Annotated in this window: 10 protein-coding genes and 1 tRNA gene; 7 read left to right on the top strand and 4 right to left on the bottom strand. The window is 39.3% G+C overall.

Going from position 1 to position 17363, the window contains the following annotated elements:
• Nucleotides 1-938 precede the first annotated feature (938 nt).
• The 7 genes from R3L15_RS01535 (at nucleotide 939) to R3L15_RS01505 (ending at nucleotide 13860) form a co-directional block, all read left to right on the top strand.
• Nucleotides 939-1688, top strand: a complete 750-nt coding sequence (locus R3L15_RS01535; protein ID WP_338732834.1) for a hypothetical protein — start codon at nucleotides 939-941, stop codon at nucleotides 1686-1688.
• Between the two features lie 1337 nt (nucleotides 1689-3025).
• Nucleotides 3026-5122, top strand: coding sequence for a T9SS type A sorting domain-containing protein (locus R3L15_RS01530; RefSeq protein WP_338732833.1), 2097 nt, complete (start codon nucleotides 3026-3028; stop codon nucleotides 5120-5122).
• Nucleotides 5123-5146: 24 nt separating this feature from the next.
• A complete protein-coding gene (locus R3L15_RS01525) occupies nucleotides 5147-5344 on the top strand; it encodes a hypothetical protein (RefSeq protein ID WP_338732832.1) in 198 nt (65 codons plus the stop codon).
• Nucleotides 5345-7093: 1749 nt separating this feature from the next.
• Nucleotides 7094-11395, top strand: a complete 4302-nt coding sequence (locus R3L15_RS01520) for a T9SS-dependent choice-of-anchor J family protein (RefSeq protein ID WP_338732831.1) — start codon at nucleotides 7094-7096, stop codon at nucleotides 11393-11395.
• 8 nt (nucleotides 11396-11403) lie between these two features.
• The gene (locus R3L15_RS01515; protein ID WP_338732830.1) at nucleotides 11404-11580 is read left to right on the top strand and encodes a hypothetical protein; all 177 of its coding nucleotides are present in this window, start codon (nucleotides 11404-11406) and stop codon (nucleotides 11578-11580) included.
• 21 nt (nucleotides 11581-11601) lie between these two features.
• A complete protein-coding gene (locus R3L15_RS01510; protein WP_338732829.1) occupies nucleotides 11602-12729 on the top strand; it encodes a hypothetical protein in 1128 nt (375 codons plus the stop codon).
• A 66-nt stretch (nucleotides 12730-12795) separates the two neighbouring features.
• Nucleotides 12796-13860 carry a nucleotidyltransferase family protein gene (locus R3L15_RS01505; RefSeq protein ID WP_338732828.1) on the top strand — a complete coding sequence of 355 codons (1065 nt, stop codon included), beginning with the start codon at nucleotides 12796-12798 and terminating at the stop codon, nucleotides 13858-13860.
• A 36-nt stretch (nucleotides 13861-13896) separates the two neighbouring features.
• Here the strand turns inward: R3L15_RS01505 and R3L15_RS01500 are convergent, their stop codons facing one another.
• The 4 genes from R3L15_RS01500 to ftsZ all read right to left on the bottom strand — a co-directional run bounded on the left by R3L15_RS01500 (nucleotide 13897) and on the right by ftsZ (nucleotide 17363).
• Nucleotides 13897-14316, bottom strand: coding sequence for a CBS domain-containing protein (locus tag R3L15_RS01500; RefSeq protein ID WP_338732827.1), 420 nt, complete (start codon nucleotides 14314-14316; stop codon nucleotides 13897-13899).
• Between the two features lie 437 nt (nucleotides 14317-14753).
• Nucleotides 14754-14827 (bottom strand) — tRNA-Arg (locus R3L15_RS01495).
• A 10-nt stretch (nucleotides 14828-14837) separates the two neighbouring features.
• Nucleotides 14838-15290 (bottom strand): GatB/YqeY domain-containing protein, encoded by a 453-nt coding sequence (locus R3L15_RS01490; protein WP_338732826.1) that lies wholly within the window; start codon nucleotides 15288-15290, stop codon nucleotides 14838-14840.
• A gap of 108 nt (nucleotides 15291-15398) precedes the next feature.
• Entirely contained in the window at nucleotides 15399-17363 is a 1965-nt protein-coding gene (gene ftsZ / locus R3L15_RS01485) for a cell division protein FtsZ (RefSeq protein WP_338732825.1), read from the bottom strand.

Genomic DNA, 17363 nt, shown 5'->3' with positions numbered 1-17363 from the left:
CGCAGGAATTTGGGGGGTGTTGGGATTTGGGATTAGGCATCGTTAGCCGGTTTTTTTAAGTTTTAATGCATCATACACCTCCTCACGCGGCACCATAAAATACTTACAATAGGCGCGCACACTAACATAGCGCTTTTTAGGTAAGTTGTAAGTGTCACGAATCTCGTTCATGATCTTAAGAGCCACCTTATCGCTTACCGCATTTAACGTCATTATGTCTTGCCTATACAAATACAATCGCATGATTAACAAATATATAAACAAAACTAACATCCCTTAGAAAAGAAAAAAAGGACAACCAAATTTAAGTATCAACACAAAGTCAACACCATAACGGTTAATAACTTATGAAATAATGCTAACAACCCCTGAAAACAACAGGTAATTCCAGGTCTATAGTTAAAATAAAAAAACACGTAAATAGAGGCATCTTGCTACTAGTGTTAAAGGAAGCGCATAAAAAAGGACAACCAAAACCCCGCTTATTCACCGCTCATTAAAAACTGGAAATCAAAAAATTGGAAACCGTAAAACCATACCTCTCACAACTCAAATCTCACATCTCACATCTCACGATCAACCCTATAGATACCCCATAGATACCCTATGAAAACCCCACAACGATACCATGCCAAAGACTCAAACTATGCAACACTCTGATTAACAGGTGATTAAAACAAAATCGCAGAAGAAAAAGGAAGCCACCACCACAAAACACCCTAAAAAAAGAGCTCTTAAGTCATGTTAAGACGTTATACGCCTTAAACGGAACTTAAAAAAAAAGCACCCAAAATCCTGATTAATATTGTGTTAACAAACAGTGAAAAAACACCGTTTAGGCAACTAGGTGCACATAGACCCCTTTAACGAATACACACAACTGTTTGGTAAACTATATTGTATAACGCATGCCAGAGCATGCATAAAACCAAAATGTTATGGCTAAATACAAGTCATTATTTAACGTAGAAGGTACCCTCGGCGAGGTGACTTTCTACAAAAACGAAGACGGATATTACGTTCGTAGTAAAGGCGGCGTCTCTAAAAACCGCATTATGAACGACCCTAATTTTGCACGTACCCGAGAGAATATCTCAGAGTTTGGCAACATGGCTACTAGTGGCAAACAGTTACGCAGAGCCATTAACAGCCTAATGGCCGACGCCAAAGACAAACGCGTCACAGCAAGGGTAACCCAAGTTATGAGTAAGGTAAAAAACGAAGACCTTACCTCAGCCAGAGGGCAGCGAAATGTGGCTACGGGTATTTTAACAGCCTTAGGGAAAGCCTGGCTTAAGGGGTTTAATTTTAACAAGCATGCCACTATGGATAGTGTGCTTCAAGCACATTTTAGCTTAGACACCGCCACAGGAATGGTAACGATAACCGATTTAATTCCGAATCAGCAAATTAGTATTCCTGAAGGGGCTACCCACGTGAGCTTTAGTGCGGCATTTTTAAATCTCGACTTCGCTACAGATAGTAGCGACCTACAGTTAAGTAATGTGGAAAACCTCCCCATTAACGGGACGGCAACCACAATAACCTTAACCCCTGCTGCTCCAGCTACAGGAACAGGACAAAGCTTTTACTTTTTAAAAGTAGCGTTTTTCCAGGAGGTTAACGGGATACAATACCCCTTAAACAATGGGGCGTTTAACGCCTTAGAACTCATCGAGGTATTGTAACTGCTGTCTGCTGTCCTAAGAAAAAGCGAACACCAAAGTGTTCGCTTTTTTTATTAAGGTAAAGGTAATAGGACGTCATGAGGTGACGCTAGATGCTGAAACAAATCTAGCATGACAAATCCAACAAAATAAAACCTTGTCACCCCGAGCTGTCACCCTGAACTCGTTTCAGGGTCTGGAAACTCGTTTTAATATCCAAGAACAGGCGTAACGTTAGATGCTGAAATAAATCCAGCATGACAAATCCAATAAAATAAAACCTTATCACCCTGAGCTGTCACCCTGAACTCGTTTCAGGGTCTAGGAACTCGTTTTAATATCCAAGAACAGGCGCAACCTTAGATGCTGAAATAAATCCAGCATGACAAATCCAATAAAATAAAACCTTGTCATCCTGAACTGTCACCCTGAACTCGTTTCAGGGTCTGGAAACTCGCTTTAAGATTCAAGAACAGGCGTAACGTTAGATGTTGAAATAAATCTAGCATGACAAATCCAATAAAATAAAACCTTGTCACCCTGAACTGTCACCCTGAACTCGTTTCAGGGTCTGGAAACTCGTTTTAATATCCAAGAACAGGCGCAACGTTAGATGTTGAAATAAATCCAGCATGACAAATCCAATAAAATAAAACCTTATCCCCCTGAGCTGTCACCCTGAACTCGTTTCAGGGTCTAGGAACTCGTTTTAATATCCAAGAACAGGCGCAACCTTAGATGCTGAAATAAATCCAGCATGACAAATCCAACAAAATAAAACCTTGTCACCCTGAGCTGTCACCCTGAACTCGTTTCAGGGTCTGGAAACTCGCTTTAAGATTCAAGAACAGGCGCAACCTTAGATGCTGAAATAAATCCAGCATGACAAATCCAATAAAATAAAACCTTATCACCCTGAACTGTCACCCTGAACTCGTTTCAGGGTCTAGGAACTCGTTTTAATATCCAAGAACAGGCGCAACCTTAGATGTTGAAATAAATCCAGCATGACAAATCCAATAAAATAAAACCTTATCACCCAGAGCTGTCACCCTGAACTGTCACCCTGAACTCGTTTCAGGGTCTGGAAACAGGCGCAACCTTAGATGTTGAAACAAGTTCAACATGACAGATCTAAGTCAACCACACCACTCACAACTGACGACTCACAACTCACTATTCACGACTAAAAAGTTATCAACGCGAAAACGTTTTCGTAACCATCTCACCTTTGCTAACATTATATTTTTGTTAAATTTAACACGTAACTATTACGAAAACCACAATATCTTATGAAACAATTTTATATATTGATAATACTAACTACTCTCACGCTACCCATCAGCATTGCGCAAACTTTGGGAACGGATCGCTTTTCTTTAGCAATGGATAATATTAATGAAACGGCCTACGATGACGGATTTCAAGATGGTGACAATGGTGGCACAGGGTTTGGTGCTTGGAATATTTACACTAATGGCTCAGCCGGCTACTATAAAGGAGGTAGTGGCCAAGGTGACCCAAGTTTTGCCTTATACTCTGATGGTTCTGGAAACTATGCGGCTGCCGAACGAGACTTTCCCAGCCCTCTGCAAGCAGGCGATCAATTGAGTGTCGATATCGGACATTCCACCACCATTAACGATGAAGTAGGTGAAGTATTTGTACAACTCCTTAATCAAGGAACACCTGTGATTACTTTAGTATTTAAAGGCGGTGCATCGGATTGGAAGTTTAATGATGGAGGCAGTGATTTTGACACCGCGCAACCTTATGCCGCCAATACCAGTCTTAACTTTACCTTTACGTATGAAGGCGGCAACACCTACTCCTTTAGCTTTGGTAGTGCCAGCGGCACCAACAACACCGCCAGCAGTGACCTCACACATATAGATGCCGTAAAGTTTCAATCCACCAATCAAGGTGGTGTTCAAAATTTTGGTTTTAATAATTTACAACTAACAAGCTTATATACCATTACAAATAACAGCACCGTAACCATGGACAGCGAATTGGACATACCATACCTTACCGTAGATAGTGGCAGTAGCCTAACGGTTAGTCATCCCCTAAGTGTTACCGGCGACCTAACCAACAACGGTAGTTTAATTGTTAACTCAGGAAGCTCTCTTATTGTTGATGGTACAACCACCGGTGATATTACTTATATCCGCAACTTACCAACAGCTAACTGGTACTTAGTAAGTGCGCCGGTTTCCGGACAGGACATCGATACCTTTGCGACTAATGAAGATTTAGCTAGTGGGTCTGGCTCCAACCTTGGGCTAGCACCTTATGCGAATGATGGCTCGGCTTGGAATTACTACCAATCTGGCAGTAGTGGTTCGGGAAGTTTTGCCTCTGGAACAGGCTATTCTGTTGCTTTGGCTAATGCTGGCGATATTAGCTTTACTGGTAGCATGCCTACTACTGCTGTGGATGTGCCTATTGCTAACGGAACGGCGAATAGGTTTAACCTTATCGGGAATCCTTACCCGGCATACATCCCCGGTACGGTCGATGCCGATGCCACCAACAACATCCTTGATGTTAATGACGCCGTACTTAGTGAAAAAACCCTATGGTTTTGGAATCAAGCCACCGATAGCTACCAACAAATCAATCACGCTACAGGGAGTCGTTTTATTGCACCTGGGCAAGGCTTTTTTGTTAGCGCTAGTGATACTGGTGGCAACTTTAGTTTTACCCAAGCCATGCTATCGCACCAAAACACTGACACCTTTCAGCGTAATCCCGAAAATACCCGCCCAGAACTACACCTTATGTTAAGTAATGGAAGTCTCACACGTGCTACAGACATCTTTTATATTGATGGCACCACAACAGGTTTTGATAACGGTTATGATAGCTCTATATTTTCAGGGGTCTCTAACACCTTTGCCATTTACAGCCATGCGGTAAACAATAGTACTGGACGCGATTTAGGCATTCAATCTTTACCTAACACAAACCACGACCAAATGGTTATTCCTATTGGGGTTAACGCTACTGCTGGAAGCACCCTAACCTTTACCGCTAATGCCGTTAACCTCCCTGAAGGCTTAGGTGTATATCTAGAAGACACCGAAGCAGAAACGGTAACGTCGTTACACAACGGTGGTAACTACCAAATAACTATAAACAATACCATGAACGGTACGGGGCGCTTTTATATGTATACTTCGAATCAAGCCTTGCATACCGAACACTTGTTAAATAACAATCCCATTAGTGTTTACACCATAGATCACGGAAATGCCTTACGGATTGTAGGCTCACTACAAGGCAAGGCAGCAGTAGACCTTTACGACATAAGCGGAAAGCAAGTATTACACCATGACTTTCAAGCCAGTAGAAGCCATACTGTTGCGCTCCCTAAATTAGCCGCAGGAATATATATCTTCAGACTACAAACCGCAAATGGTACTATAAACAAAAAAATTGCTCTTGATTAACTCCCTTTAAAACACGCCTATATAATGAAAACTAATCATAAAAAAACGACTACTACCAAAACAACCATGACTCGTAAGGAGGCTCTTAAAAAAATGGGGAACTACGGCAAATATGCTGCACTAACAGCTATAGGTACCTATGTTTTACTGAACCCTAAGCAAGCCCAAGCTGCCTCGCCAGAAGCTCCAGGCGATGGTTTTCGTGATGGGTTGTTTGATTAATATGCCTAACATTCCCCTCGCTAATGCTCCTCAGCAGGGCAAAGGCATGTTTTATTGTTTGGTGTATGAGATTCTTCCCTAGCGCTCTGAATGACAACGGTACTCGGAATGACATAATGCGCTTGTCATTCTGAAGGAAACGCAGTGACTGAAGAATCTATTCTTTATGTGTGAGACTCTTCGCTCGTGCTCTAAATGACAACGGCGCTCTAAATAACACAATACACTTGTCATTCTAAAGGAACATCGTGACTGAAGAATCTATTCTTTACGTGTGAGATTCTTCGCTAGCGCTCTAAATAACAGTAGTACTCGGAATGACATAATGCCCTTGTCATTCTGAAGGAACATCGTGACTGAAGAATCTATTCTTATACGGATGAAAGATTCTTCGCTAGCGCTCTAAATAACAGTAGTACTCGGAATGACATAATGCGCTTGTCATTCTGAAGGAACTTCGTGACTGAAGAATCTATTCTTTATGTATGAGACTCTTCGCTAGCGCTCTAAATGACAACGGCGCTCTAAATAGCATAATACACTTGTCATTCTGAAGGAAACATCGTGACTGAAGAATCTATTCTTTATGTATGAGACTCTTCGCTAGCGCTCGGAATGACAACGGTACTCGGAATGACATAATGCGCTTGTCATTCTGAAGGAAACATCGTGACTGAAGAATCTGACCTTTTTAAACATAGATTCTTCGCTACGCTCTGAATGACAACGGTACTCGGAATGACATAATGCTCTTGTCATTCTGAAGGAACATCGTAACTGAAGAATCTATTCTTTACGTGTGAGATTCTTCGCTAGCGCTCTGAATGACAACGGCACTCGGAATGACATAATGCGCTTGTCATTCTGAAGGAACTTCGTGACTGAAGAATCTATTCTTTATGTATGAGACTCTTCGCTAGCGCTCTGAATGACAATGGTACTCGGAATGACATAATGCGCTTGTCATTCTGAAGGAACATCGTAACTGAAGAATCTATTCTTTATGTATGAGATTCTTCGCTCGCGCTCTGAATGACAACGGTACTCGGAATGACATAATGCGCTTGTCATTCTGAAGGAACATCGTAACTGAAGAACCTATTCTTTACGTGTGAGACTCTTCGCTGTCGCTCGGAATGACAATGGTACTCGGAATGACATAATGCGCTTGTCATTCTGAAGGAACATCGTGACTGAAGAATCTATTCTTTATGTATGAGACTCTTCGCTAGCGCTCTAAATAACAGTAGTACTCGGAATGACATAATGCGCTTGTCATTCTGAAGGAAACATCGTGACTGAAGAATCTATTCTTTATGTGTGAGACTCTTCGCTCGCGCTCTAAATGACAACGGCGCTCGGAATGACATAATACTCTTGTCATTCTGAAGGAACATCGTGACTGAAGAATCTATTCTTTATGTATGAGATTCTTCGCTAGCGCTCTAAATGACAACGGCGCTCTAAATAACACAATACACTTGTCATTCTAAAGGAACATCGTGACTGAAGAATCTATTCTTTACGTGTGAGATTCTTCGCTAGCGCTCTGAATGACAACGGCACTCTGAATGACAGTGTATGTATTATTGGGTAATTATTAACTGTCATTCATCCAAAAAAATAATCCTTTCATCTAAAAGTCACTTCATTTCATCATTTCTTAACATGTAGGTTACCCCGTACATGCAATATTTTAATACTTTGCCCCTCCTAATATATTGTAACACAAGACAAGAAAATTATATTATGAAACACATGTACTTTTTACTGCTCGCCTTATGCATAACGACTATGGGGTTTGGGCAGTCAACAATTTACACCCAAGATTTTGAAACAGATTTAAATGGTTACAGTCATACACCTAGTCAGACCCCAAGTACTGACTCGGGAGACCGATACTTCCATAGAGCTGAACCAAGTGATGACGCTATTTACGAGAGTGGAGGAGATGGCCCTTACACAAACGTCACAGGCTCTTGGTTATTTGTAGGCTCTAACCCAAATTCAATTAACTCAAGTAGTCCTGGTATTTTGAGTTTTGACCCTATTGATGTAACAAATTATACAGATTTAGAATTATCCGCAGATTTTGGAGCTGTGCCAGAAGATTGGGATTCTTCTGATGACTTAAGTGTTGAATACTCTTGGGATAATTCAAACTGGAATATTTTATATAATTTTCAAGCAGGAGGTGATGGCACAAACGAACCGATATTTCTAAATGGAAATGCTATAGGAGGAAATAATACTCTAAATGGAGTTACCCTAACATATTCACTACAAACCATTGTAAGTGATAATTTTACTGGCGCTGGAAGCACATTATACTTAAGATTAGTATGTGATTCTAATGCTAACTACGAAGCATTTGGTGTTGACAATTTTACTCTAAAAGGCACATTAATTACCACCGACACCCAAGTACAATTCACTTCAGCGTCAGCCTCAGTTTCTGAAGGCGTTGGCACTTATGACTTGGAATTTGCCATCACCAACGAAGATGCGACTAACGCTACCGCTTTTGATGTGGTTTTAACCACAGGTGACAATACGGATATTGACGGATATACAACACAAACTGTAACTTTTCCCGCAGGTGCTTCTGCTAATGAAACGCTAACCATAACAATTACGGATGATGCAGTTTTTGAAGGAGATGAGACTTTAACGTTTAGCATTCAAAATGTTACTGGTGGTAATAATGCTGCTGTGGGTATTCAATCTACATTTGATTTAACAATTACTGATAATGAAGCTGCACCAGCACTAAGCTTACCCTATAGTATTGATGCGACTAGCACTGACCCTTTTTCAGATAATTGGACACAATATGATAATGACGAAGTTAATTCATGGGACTACAATTCTGGTAGTGGTGTTGAAATGAATGCTTACTCTAATGATTGTAATGCCGAAGATTGGTTAATTACCCCTGCTTTTGATTTATCGGGTTCAAGTAATGAATTACTATCTTTTACCTTAGCTGAACAATACTCAGGAACAGATATCATTGTACAATACTCTACAGATTATGACGGCACTTCTGACCCAAATACTGCTACATGGTCAACAATAACCACCATAACTAGTGGTAATGGCGGTGTAACAGAAGACCATACTGGTTTACAAGGCGTAAATGCAACTAATGTTTATCTCGCTTTTCTATACGAAGACAACACCTCATGTTCTAGCTGGACTTTAGAAAATTTCACTTTAGAGGAAGGAGAACCTGCACCAGACAACAACCTATGCAGCAACGCTATAGCTATAACAGCAAATACAGGTGTTACAAACGGCACTTTAGCTAACGCAACATTCACATCACCATTTGAAAATGTAGATGTGTGGTATTCTATAACGCCTACGTATGATGAAACTTATACGATTACCTTATCTAACTTTTCCGGTGATGCCGATTTATATTTGTATAGCTCCTCATGCCCAACTCCTGATTCACACATTGCAGACTCAGCAACATTAAGTTCTACCGAAACTATAGAATATGTTTTAACTACTGGAACAACTTATTATATACAAGTAGAAGCATACAACTCTGCCGCGGAAGACACCTTTGATATAGAAGTCACAGCACCAGAGCTAACTTCATGTATTACACCTAGTAGTCAACCATCTAACTTACAAACAAACACAATTACCCATAATAGTATAAGTGGCAACTTTACCTCAACTACTGCCGATGCTTATTTAGTAGTCATAAGCGAATCGGCTACTTTAGGCGCTACGCCTAACGACGAAACCACATACAACACTAATGATGTTTTAGGTAATGGAATTGTTGTTCAAGCTGATGCCAACAATACATTTACAGCAACAGATTTAGATGCTGAAACAACATATTATGTGTTTGTGTTTGCTTATAACGAGGCGTGTTTAGATGGACCTCTATACAACACAACATCACCGTTAAATGGTACAGCAACTACAACAGCAGCTCCTAACACCCCAACTCCTGGAGACTTGTTTATTACAGAAGTAAGTGATGCAAGCGACTATAACAATGAATTTATTGAAATCTTTAACTTTTCTGACACGACTATAGATTTAAGCACAACAAAACTAGTAATGCTTTACGATGGTACTGTATGGGACTTAAGTGATTTTAGCCCAACCACAATCCCTCCTAGAAATTTCCTAATTATTTCAAGAGGCGAAACACAAACAAGTTTTGAAACTGAATTTGGCACATTAAATAACAACACCTTATTTATGGAAGGAACTTCAAGTATGTTTTTTGGAACTGGCAGAAGATGGCAACTTTTTGAAGGTGGTACAGTAGATACAGCAGACGGTATTCTCCTAGACGACACAAACACAACAGTAGCTGTTGCTGGAGAAAGGGATTATCAAAACATCTTTAGTGGTGATTTCATTAATACCCCAGACATTGAAGCAAATCCAGGAGAGCTAGATTACCTTATTTATTTTGATAACGACACTTGGTTAAATAACAATCATGCAAGATCAAGTACCAGTGATTCTGATGCCTATATTTTAAGTGATTACACCTGTACTGAAAACGTACACATTAACAATCTTGAAATTGAAAATGATGTTACGGTAACTATTACAGAAGGAATTTATGTTATTGCTAATGATGTTACTAACAATGGAGAAATAATACTAAACTCTAGTTCGACTACGTATTCTAGCTTACTTGCAAATTCCGTTTCTGGTAGTGGCACAACAACCTACAACCGCTACACTAATCAAATGGGCTCTGGCACAACAGGTGGTAACGATTTAATTGCGGCACCTGTATCGGGACAACTTGTTCCTGCCTTTCAAGTAGCGAATAGCAATCTAGCGACTTCGGGAACAACCATAGCATTAGCACCATTTAACAACAACAGTGGTGCTTACGAAAACTACGATACAGCCCTTAACGCCACAACGGCTTTAGTTTCGGGAACAGGCTATCGTGCAGCCACCACAGATGGTTCTGCTTTAACCTTTACAGGAACTGTTGAAACGGGGAATGTTCCTATAGATATTACTGTAGGTACCGATGCCACTTTTGGTCAATGGAATTTAATTGGCAACCCTTACCCATCGTACTTAGACATGGAAACCTTTTTAAATTATGAAGTGAGTACCGGAATAACCAACCTAGACTTAATGCTAACCAATTCGGGGATTTATGGTTATGATGGCAATGCCTCTGATGGATGGACCGTTATTACTCTAGCGAATGCTACTGGGGAACTTATGGCTCCTGGGCAAGGCTTTTTTGTAGCCGCCAATGGCGATCATGTTTTAGATTACGACATGACTTTTACCCCTAGCATGCGCGCTCATGATGGCGGCGATGATTTTATTATGGGACGTTCTAATAACAACTTGACGTTCTTAAAACTTCTTGCTAGTACTACCAGCAACCAATATCGTACCGAGTTTTATTTTAACGACCACGCCACAACGGGCTTAGATGCTGGTTATGATGCCCAACTTTGGGGAGGTACGGTTCCTAGTTTTGCCCTATACTCGCAATTAGTTACCGAAAATCAAGGGACACCTATAGCCCTACAAGCGTTAAACAATGACGCTGTGAATTATGTTACTATTCCTCTTGGTGTGGTTGCAAATGCTGGCGAACAATTAACCTTTAGCATTTTAGAAAGTCAGCTTCCTGCTAACACCAATGTATATATAGAAGATAGATCTAATAACACGTTTACGTTACTTAACACAACACATTATAGCATAACGCCAAACGCTGCACTGCAAGGAACGGGACGTTTTTATATTCACTTTGAAAACCAAGCCTTAAGCATACAGAACCATGAGACTCATGACGCTTTTAACATTTACAGCTCCCCTCATAACAAAACCATTACTATTGAAGGTACTGTAAATCCTAATAGCCAAGTTAGCGTTTACGATATGCAAGGACGTTTAGTTTACAACACCCCTCTTGAAACTGGTACGACTAACAACACGATATCCTTAAAACAATTAAGTCAAGGTATTTACATTGTAAAAGTCGGTAACACTAACGCGTCTCAAACTAAAAAAATAGCTCTTAACTAATAGTTACTATGAATAAAAAGCATCAAAATATAACAGAAGAAAAGGGTATCTCTCGCAAAGAAGCCATTAAGAAAATGGGAAAATATGCGGCCTTAACAGCTGCAGGTACGTTTTTAATTCTTAACCCTAAACAAGCACAAGCACAATCAACCCCACCAGATGCTGGTGGAGACCTATTTAGTTAATACTTATATTATTTGTTATATATGACCCCCCCCATAGCACCTAGTTTGTGTAAACGTTTAGATAACACCTCTTGGATGTTATGGTTTAAAACTAGCAATCAATATAGTATTATAGATAATCTTTTTAAAGAGGCCTTGGATAGCGTGATGTCTTCGCCATCCAAGGCCTTATTTTTGGATACCTGGTCGGAATCCCTTGGTCTTAAGGAAGCCGAGGCCCGTTGGAATCAGGTTATTTCCTATCTAGAACTTTGCCAGACCCCTCAAGAAGATACGGATATCTTAACTATAAAAGCCCCTCCTGAAGTTCCTTTGCAGCAGCCGCCTATTTATTTGGATATTCACGGCACAACCATTGCTATAGAAACCGATGATAATAAAACGCTTCAAACCGTATTTCCTGCTTTGGCTGTTTACCAAGTCTTTCAGCCCAAGCAAGGAGCCACAGTAACGTTTTCCATCTTTCGTAAGGAAGGCATCATGTACTTACTTAAAAATGGGCAATTACTCCGTGTTGTAAAGCAGCACGCCTACCATATTATACAGGGAACATTTACAACGCATATACTATGTAGTATTGCACCATGTAAACTACAAACACTTCTAGGAACATTACATGCTTCTACAGTTGTTAACAATTCGGGCAACGCCATCGCTTTAATAGGCCACTCTGGTCGCGGCAAGAGCACTCTTACAGCTTTATTAGGACAACATGGTTTTGAGGTTTTAGCCGATGATGTCAGTGCTTTAGACACCTCTCATAATATTTTATACAACCCTAATGGTATTTCTATTAAACAAGGGGCTTACATGGTTCTTAACCCCTATTACCCAGAACTTGAAACAACTCCTAAACACCTCTTTAACACCCAAAAAGGTCCTATTAGGTATTTGCATAATGCGCATTCAAAATTAGACAAACACCTTTGCCAGACCATTGTTTTGGTCGCGTATAATCCAAACGCTGAAGAGGGGTTACTCCCTATCGATAAAAAAACAGCCTTAGAAACCCTTATTCCAGAGTCTTGGTTATCGGCTTCGACGGAACATGCCAAATTATTTATGGATTGGTGTGCCGCTTTAACGTGTTATCAGTTGACATACCACAATATTGAAACAGCAGTGACTGCCTTAAACCAATTAAGGTAAATAGTCATGAGCTTAGCATAAAACTAAACTGTTTTTAGCTATTTTTGAATTGACCAACAGCCAGTTTTGAGAAACCTAGCCCATACATACCGTGTCCTGTCTCATATTTTTAGTCGAGAAGCATCTGATTCGCTCTTGACCACAACCTTATCTCCAGAAACAGAGCTATGGGATGACTTGGTGACATTAGCGAGTAGCCATTTAACCCTACCAGCGCTATACGCCAGTTTGCATAGCAAGAACTTGCAACACCTTATGCCTAATGATTTGAATAATTATTTAGCTGAGATTAGCCTAATGAATCGCGAACGTAATCAAGCCTTACTTAGTCAAATTAATGTGCTAAGTGACCTTTTTAAACAGCATCATATTACACATGTGTTTTTAAAAGGCAGTGCGCTTTTGGTATCGGGTATTTTTAACGATACTGCCGAGCGTATGTTGGGCGATATTGATATTTTAATAGCTCCAAAACAACTGACTGAAGCCTATGCGCTATTATTGGACAATGGCTACCAAAAACCACCCATGACCTTTGGTGTTGATTATTTTGAACATAAACATTTACCACGGTTATTACCAAATGAATTGACAGGTATAGGTGCTGTAGAATTACACAGTAAACTTTTTGAACACCATAGCTATACTCCTTTGATTGCAGACAACATCTTACACCATAAGCAGCAAATACAGGGTTTTTCGTTACCTTGTTGGGAGCACCTGTTATGGCACAATATTTTAAATTGGCAGTATAATGACTTTGGCGGCCTAACTAATACGTTAAGCTTTCGGTCAGCCTACGATACGGTAATTATACTAAACAAACACCCCTATTTACTAGAAACACCATGGCCACAAAATAAATCTATAGAGAGGTATTTTAAAATAATGCGTGGTTATTTTAGCGATGTGAATGCTTTTCAACCTAATGTTAACAATTGGCATGCGCGTTTCTACCAATTTAAACTAAATTACCCTAAACTTCTGGAACATTACAACAGAACGTTAAAGTTTTGTAATCGCTTCCCTACTTTATGGGATCGTTTTAATATGTTTGTTTCTAATCACACTTACCGTAAACTGATTTGGCAGGATAGAAAACGCATCTTACGCTTATTGTTTAAATACTAAGTCTGGAACATTCTTTTCTGCGCTACTTACCATACATTAAAACTGCTTTAGCATATACTTAATAAGGTCTGTTGTTGTTACAATACCTACAATGGTGCGTTCTTGCAATACAGGAAGGGCATGAAACTCACGCATAGCTAGAATTTCAGCGACTTCTTTAATAGTAGCTGTTGGCGGCACACTAATTAGTTTTTTAGCCATAACTTGGTCTATAGTAAACATATTGTAAACTAAAGATTCGACCGTATTATCGTCTTCGTTTACAGCATCGGCAAAGCTTATACGTAGTAAATCGGTATAACTTAACATACCTACAATATCGTTACCATTTACCACAGGTATATGACGAATATTATGGGTTTTAAAAAGGAGCTCGGCTGTTTCTAAGTCGTCTGTCGTTTTTAGTGTAATGACTTTTTTAGTCATAATATCTGAAATAGGCGCATGTATTTTCATGAGTAATGGCTTTTTTAATTCTTCATTAAAAGTAGCTTACTATCTCCTATTAAAGTATGATAAAAGTCATGTTGACATCATTTTAATAACCCGAAAAATTAAAGTTAAGCATTTGTTTGGTTTTGGTATAAAGCTCTGGAAATTGGCTTATAAATTCCTGCGACGTTTCTATAAAGTGTTCTATAGTAACTACTAAACTTTATTCGGCATCTAAACTAGGCATTAGTCTCACAACCTAGACCCTGAAACACGTTCAGGGTGATACTATTTTTTTAATTGTTCACTGTCCATGTCACTCCGACACTATCAAGAAAATTCTATATTTAATATTCTCACGTCGCTAACGCTCCTCAGAATGACAGCACAACCAACACTTCAACAAGCTCAGTATGATGGTTCAAGGTGACAAACCATCTACTGGGACTTGTTATACTTTGTGACCACGGAAGGATTCGAACCCTCAACCCTCAGAGCCGAAATCTGATATTCTATCCAGTTGAACTACGTGGCCAAAACGCTTATTATTGCGCTAACTTTTGTTTTACTATAGTCGATATGGTTTTACCATCAGCTTGTCCTGCCAGTTGCTTACTAACAATCCCCATAACTTTACCCATATCTTTCATACCTTCGGCATTGGTATCGTTTATAACCATTACCACCACTTTTTCAATTTCTTCCTCAGATAATGCTTCTGGTAAAAATTGCGAAATAATATCAGCTTCTTCCAATTCTGGCTTTGCTAAATCTTCTCTGTTTTGTTCTACATAAACTGCGGCACTATCTTTTCTTTGCTTAACTAGTTTTTGCAACAATTTTAATTCTTGCTCTTCTGTTAAGTCTTCTTTAGCACCGGTTTCGGTTTGTGCTAATAATATTGCCGATTTAACCGATCTTAATGCTGCTAAGGCTGTTTGGTCTTTAGCTTTCATGGCTGCTTTCATGGCAGTCATCACATCTTGTTGTAAACTCATATTACCTAAATTTTAATCTGCTGCGAAGATAACAAAGAAAACCCGAACTTACATGACATAAGACTCGGGTTTTCGAGAAGCTTAAACACTAAACTTAATCGCTATTAATTAATCTACATTATCATGTAAAAAGGAGTTATTGCTTCTTAACTGAATATCGTCATTATCGTCTGAACTAATACTTGTTTTTGATATTGACGTACTTTCAGAAGAATGTTTTGCTTCGTCTAAATTTACACCTTGACGTTTGTAAGCTGGGACTTTTTCTATGTCATCAATTTTAGAGTTATTGAATTTATAGTTGAAGTCTTTCATTTTACGTCTTCGCTCTGCAGCACGTTCTTTTAGCAAATCTGAAATAGGTGCATTTATAGGATCTACATCGTTCTCGAGGGTTTCATTAGTTTCTGGCGTAACGACTTTCTTTTCAAATACAATATCTTCGCTTTCTTCTTCAACTTTACGTACCGTTTCAGAAGGTTTTTTTTCTGTTTTCTGAGTGTTATTTAATGTTGACTCATACTCCATGTAATCATCTAGAACATATCTTTTCTCACCTTCATCATTAGTCTCAGTAATAGGGATGAGTTCCACATGATCTTTTACAGGTAGTTTTTTAATATTCTCGTCTAATTCATGAACCACAAAATCTTCATCCGTAGCTTTTGGCGTTTCTTTACTTTCGTTACTTATTGGCATATCGAAAGTTAATGTAAATTGCTGTTCTTCTTCTGAAGTCTCTTCATTTATAGGTTCTTCAGGTGTTACCGATGTGATATTAAACTCTTCATCTGCAGTTTCATTTACCGTAACTTGTTCATAATTTACAGGAATGTTTTTTATATTATCTGTAGTTTCAACAAATTCTGAAGTTGGCTTTTCATTTAAAGGCGTTTCGTTATCGTTAAGTTCGTCTAAATCTAAGGTGTGCTTAACTATTGGTTCTTCCTTTTTTTCCAGCTCGATATTGGGTGTAATTATAGCTGGATTTTTTTCGCGCTTGGTTAAATCCTGTTCTAAGGGTTTATCATCTTCTAAAGCATGAATGACTTTTTTAACCTCGGTATTAGAGATTTCGTCTTGCTGATCGACATCAAACCCAGTAGCGATAATGGTTACAGCTACAGATTCTTCTAAAGCATCATCTTCACCAACTCCCATAATAATATTGGCGCCATGGCCGGCTTCTTCTTGAATATGGTCGTTAATTTCACCTATTTCATCAATAGTGATTTCTTGTGCACCAGAAACGATAAGCAACAATACATTCTTGGCTCCAGTAATTTTATTATCGTTAAGTAACGGCGAATCTAACGCTTTTCTAATGGCTTCTTGCGCTCTATTTTGACCTGACGCAGCAGCGGACCCCATAATAGCTGTACCGCTATTACTTAATACGGTTTTAGCATCGCGCAAGTCAATATTTTGCGTATAGTGATGCGTAATAACTTCGGCAATTCCTCGAGCAGCAGTAGATAACACTTCATCGGCTTTTGAAAAACCTGCTTTAAACCCTAAATTACCATATACCTCACGAAGTTTATTGTTGTTTATAACCACTAAAGAGTCTACCACTTCACGAAGTTTTTCTACACCTTGTTGGGCTTGTTTATTTCTGGTTTTTCCTTCGAATTGGAATGGCATGGTTACAATACCTACTGTTAAAACGTCTAAATCTTTAGCCATTTTAGCAATCACTGGTGCTGCTCCAGTACCTGTACCACCGCCCATACCAGCTGTAATAAATACCATTTTTGTATTGGTATCTAGCATATGCTGAATGTCTTCTATACTCTCTACGGCGGCTTGCTCGCCAATATCTGGGTTTGCGCCAGCACCTAATCCTTCGGTTAAGTTAACACCTAATTGTATTTTATTAGGCACGCCGCTATTTTGTAGGGCTTGGGCATCGGTATTACAGATGACAAAATCGACACCTCTAATTCCTAATTGAAACATATGATTAATGGCGTTGCTTCCACCACCACCTACACCAATCACTTTAATGACATTGGATTGGTTTTTGGGTAAATCAAATGAAATGTTGTTCTCGAATTCGTTGTTGCTACTCAT

It is taken from the genome of Mangrovimonas cancribranchiae, from assembly GCF_037126245.1.
Classification (GTDB): domain Bacteria; phylum Bacteroidota; class Bacteroidia; order Flavobacteriales; family Flavobacteriaceae; genus Mangrovimonas; species Mangrovimonas cancribranchiae.
Note: the sequence above shows the minus strand (reverse complement) of the source record. Positions and strands in the feature narration are given on the sequence as shown.